A 4,742-nucleotide genomic window follows, 5' to 3' on the forward strand; every position below is an offset into this window, starting at 1 on the left:
GTTGGAGTTTGGCTGTGGCAGAAGCAACTTGCGCCGTTGCCTGTTCAATTTGTTGGGGGGCGATCGATCTAGTTAGATTGAGATTGGCTTGAGCTTGTGCCAATTTGGCCTGTACCTGGGCAGTTTCTTCGGGACGGTTGCCGTTTTTGGCTTTATTGAGATTGGCTTGGGCTTGGGTGAGTTTGGCTTTTGATTGAGCGATTTCTTCCGCGCGCGTGCCGTTTTTAGCCTTATTCAGATTCGCCTGGGCTTGCTGGACATTGGCTAGTGCTTGCGCGAAGCCAGCTTGTAGCTCGGCATTCTCCATTTGGGCGATTTTTTGACCTTGAACCACGCGATCTCCCTGTTCGACGTAGAGTTTCGCGACGCGTCCGGCAGTTTTGGGGCTGATATTGGCGGTTTGGAACGGGATCACGTTACCACTAGCGGTAATCCGATCGGTCAGATCTTGCGCTTTCGCGATGGTAGTATAGCGGGCTAAATCGATTTTGGGAGCTGGCTTAAATTGGCTAAAAGCGACAGCGCCAAGGGTGACGATGCCGATTGTTGCCGCTGCAATACCCGCAACGAGGGGGAAGGGGCGCTTAATATTTTTGAGTACAGGTAATTGCATATGCGGTCGAGACTCACTCATCTTGCGGTTAAATTCCGATCTGGCCGATCGTTGGCACACCTCTCGCTGGTTTGAGCATCGATCCACCCAGCTAGCGGATCGACAATCGACCCTTGATTAAGATCTGTTACTGTTACTTTTATTTACATTAATTTTAACTCCATCTGAAAGCGAATGACTAGTGACGAAAGTCAGGTCGATCGGTAGTGAAAACCCGCAATCTTGGTATTTGTGGGCAGCATCGATCGATCAAATCATTGGCTGGTGCTAGATCTCAGCCATCCGTCACCAAGTGCGCTAGCTTAGATATAATGGCGATCTCAGTGCTAGCACCGATCGGCAGGCGAGATTTGACTCAGTTGAGAATTATCATCGGAGCTGTAAAATCTGTCTTATGATGGAATCGATCGTCCGAAGCCCTGCTTGTGAAATGGCGATCTCGACGATTTTCCACTCGATCTTCTTCGACTATCTACCTAGACCTAACTTATCGTGCATAAACGGATCTATCCATTACTCCTGACTGCTTGCTTGGGGATTGTCAGCCTGCCAACAGTCGCTTACAGCCAAGCTTTATTACCCTATGCTCCCAATCAAGACTCAAAGTCTTTAGAAGATACCAGCAAGATTTTATTGAGACAAGCGGCGGGATTAGTTCAATTCCAACAATATGAACAAGCCATTCCTCGCGTTGCTTTAGCAACCCAACTCGTCCCTAAAAATCACGAAGCTTGGTTATTTTTAGGCACCTTATTAGTCCAAACCCAAAAATATCAAAAAGGGATCGATGCGCTCCAGCAAGCTAGAGCAATCAAGCCCCAAGATCCAGACGTCTTATTCATGCTCGGCTCGGCCTATTTTCAAAAAGGCGAGCTGCCCAAAGCGATCGAGACGATCCAAGCCGGACTGCGGATCAAGCCCGATAACAATAGTGCCCTATTCGATTTGGGGAATGCTTATTACAAATTAAACAAGTATCCAGACGCGATCGCTCAGTATCAAAAAGCGGTTAAAAAAGACCCCAAATTTTGGCCGGCGATCAATAATATCGGCTTAGTTAGCTACGAATCTGGCGACCTCAATGGTGCCATGCAAAACTGGCAACGGGCGATCGCGATCGACCCCAAAGCCGCCGAACCTCTGCTGGCAATGGCAGTCGCCCTCTTTGCCCAAGGCAAACAAGTCGAAGCCTATACCACTGCCGAAAAAGCGATCGTCCTCGACAGTCGGTATGCCAATATTCAGTATCTCAAGGACAATTTGTGGGGCGAAAAACTCCTCAACGACACCCGCAAGCTGATTCAGACTCCCAGGGTGCGGGATTTTATTACTAAGGCACCGAGTAGAGGGTAGGAGTAGTGGATAGTGGATAGTGGATAGTGAATAGTAAATGAATACATGGATAAAAATCACAAGAACGCAAGCGTTCTCACTTCTATTTCTATCCACTATTCACTATTCACTATCCACTCCACCCTAGCTATCCCCTTAGTAATTGTGTATTATTATTTTGCAATCTACCCAGATTGCGAACAGTTCGTGGCAGACTGAAGATTAACTTAAGCGATCGAAATAGGCATTTGAACTCATGGTAAAACAGTTAGATCTGCTAGGTACAGACAAAATTATTCCCATTGCCCTGCACGCGGAAATGCAGCAATCGTACCTAGAATACGCCATGAGTGTGATCGTGGGGCGGGCGTTGCCGGATGTGCGGGATGGACTCAAACCAGTGCATCGGCGGATTATCTATGCGATGCATGAGCTAGGATTGACACCCGACAGACCCTATCGCAAATGCGCGCGGGTCGTCGGGGATGTCTTGGGTAAATATCATCCTCACGGTGACCAATCGGTCTATGATGCCCTCGTCAGATTAGTTCAGGACTTTTCCACCCGTTATCCACTCTTAGGTGGGCATGGTAACTTTGGCTCGGTCGATAACGATCCGCCAGCGGCGATGCGATACACCGAAACGAGGTTGGCCCCGATCGGGCATGATGCACTGCTAAGCGAGATTAGCACCGCGACGGTAGACTTTATCGGTAACTTTGATAACTCTCAGCAGGAACCGACTGTTTTACCCGCCCAACTCCCGATCTTGCTGATCAATGGTTGTAGTGGGATTGCAGTGGGGATGGCGACGAATATCCCCCCTCATAATGTCGGCGAAGCGATCGATGGCGCGATCGCCTTAATTGATAAACCAGATCTCCCCGATGCCAAATTATGGGAATTGATTCCAGGTCCTGATTTCCCCACTGGTGGCGAAATTATGGGGGTTGAAGGTATTCATGATGCCTATCGGACGGGTAAAGGAATTATCACCGTGCGCGGGCTATCCCATGTCGAAGTTGCCAGCGAACGCGCCAAACTCACCAAATCCAAAAAACGCCGCGATTCGCTGATCGTTACCGAGCTGCCGTTTCAGGTCAATAAAGCGGCCTGGATTGAGAAAATTGCCGAACTCGTCAATGCCGGCAAAATCGATGGCATTGCCGATCTGCGAGATGAAAGCGATCGGGATGGAATGCGCGTTGTCATCGAGATCAAACGTGATGCCGAACCCAGCAATGTCCTCGACCAACTGTATCGTCAGACTGCCCTTCAGAGCAACTTTGGCGCGATTATGCTGGCGATCGTCGCAGGCCAACCCCGCCAACTGAGTCTCAGACAACTCCTCGAAGAATTTCTCAAATTTCGCGAAATTACTCTCACCCGCCAGTATGGCAACGAACTCGAACAAGCCCAAAAGCGGGTACACATTCTCTCTGGTATTCTCACCGCTTTAGACAATCTCGATACGGTGATTAATATCCTCCGTAACGCGCCAGATGGAACTACTGCTAAAGCAATTTTCCAGACCGAATTGGATCTCAGCGATACCCAAGCCGATGCGATTTTGGCGATGCCGTTAAGACGGTTGACTGGATTGGAGAAAACTAATTTACAGGCTGAATTTCAGGAAGTAAATACCAAAATTAATAGCTTAAATAATCTCCTCCAAGACCGGAACGAACTGCTCAAATCGCTCAAAAAAGATTTGCGATCGCTCAAACGAAAATTCGCCGACGATCGGCGTACCAAAATCACCAAGCTAGACCCACCCACACTCGATCGATCCGACCGAGATCGCCCTGCCAGAGGCAAGTCCAAAACTGTAAATCGTGAGGAATCGATCGACGATCGACCCACCGCCAAAGAACGCCGCAATCGGATCTTACCTGCGACTCAACTCCAAGTTATCGCCGCCGAACCCAGCCAACCAACTACCGTCGAAATTACCCAGCAAGGATATATTAGAAGACTCAGTAAAACTGGTGCCAAACTCAACCCAAATAGTCAAGATTTTGTCACTAAAACCTATCAAACTAGTACCGATGCAGAACTAACGATCGTCACTACTGATGGTAAAGCTTATCCCCTCAAAATCCGAGATATTCCGCCGACCCTCGGTAACGATCGGGGCACGATCCTGGTGAGTCTGATTCCCGCGCTGCAGGACACCGACGAGCAAATAATTTACACACTGCCTACCCCCGACGAAGCCCCAGACGATCTTCAGCAACTGCTGCTGCTAACCGATCGCGGTAAAATTAAACGTATTCTCTTGCAAGAACTCAGCGGACTTACCAATCGCGGTACCACTTTGATCAAGCTGCGCGAAGACGACAAGCTCCACACGATCGCCCCCCTCACCCACGAACGGGAAATCATCATCGCCACCTCCGGCGCACGGATGCTGCGCCTCGCCCTTGCCTCCGAGCAAATCCCGCTGATGGGACGCGTTTCCCAAGGCATCCAAGCCCTCAAAGTTGGTGCCAGAGAACAGATCGTCGGCTGCGTCCCCGCCAATAGCACCGACGACCTGATCCTGATCACCCGCCACGGTTACGCCAAACGCATCCCGATTTCCACAATTCGGATCGTCCAAACCGGCAACATGGGCACCCATGCCATGCAATTTGCGATCAAAACCGACAACCTCCTTCATATTGGCCTCCCCCCCACCGCCCTCGATCTAGTCACCACCACCCAGCGTCACGAAGTCATCCCGATCGATCTCATCAACACCCACGGTAAAGAAGGCATCGGCGATCGACTTATCACCCTCAACCCCGACGAACAG

Annotated in this window: 3 protein-coding genes; 2 read left to right on the top strand and 1 reads right to left on the bottom strand. The window is 49.9% G+C overall.

The window, feature by feature from the left end; all coding sequences use genetic code 11:
- Window positions 1-613, bottom strand: a 613-nt coding sequence (locus tag RMO27_RS17365; RefSeq protein ID WP_309734802.1) for a biotin/lipoyl-binding protein, incomplete at its 3' end; no start/stop codon positions are given.
- Window positions 614-1,105: 492 nt separating this feature from the next.
- On the opposite strand from RMO27_RS17365, the gene RMO27_RS17370 reads away from it, so the two are divergent.
- Both RMO27_RS17370 and RMO27_RS17375 read left to right on the top strand, forming a co-directional pair.
- Window positions 1,106-1,966, top strand: a complete 861-nt coding sequence (locus RMO27_RS17370; RefSeq protein ID WP_309734805.1) for a tetratricopeptide repeat protein — start codon at window positions 1,106-1,108, stop codon at window positions 1,964-1,966.
- A 235-nt stretch (window positions 1,967-2,201) separates the two neighbouring features.
- Window positions 2,202-4,742: DNA topoisomerase (ATP-hydrolyzing) (locus RMO27_RS17375; RefSeq protein WP_309734806.1), on the top strand; the 2,541-nt coding region annotated here is incomplete at its 3' end.

It is taken from the genome of Chamaesiphon sp. OTE_75_metabat_556, from assembly GCF_031378165.1.
Lineage (GTDB): Bacteria > Cyanobacteriota > Cyanobacteriia > Cyanobacteriales > Chamaesiphonaceae > Chamaesiphon.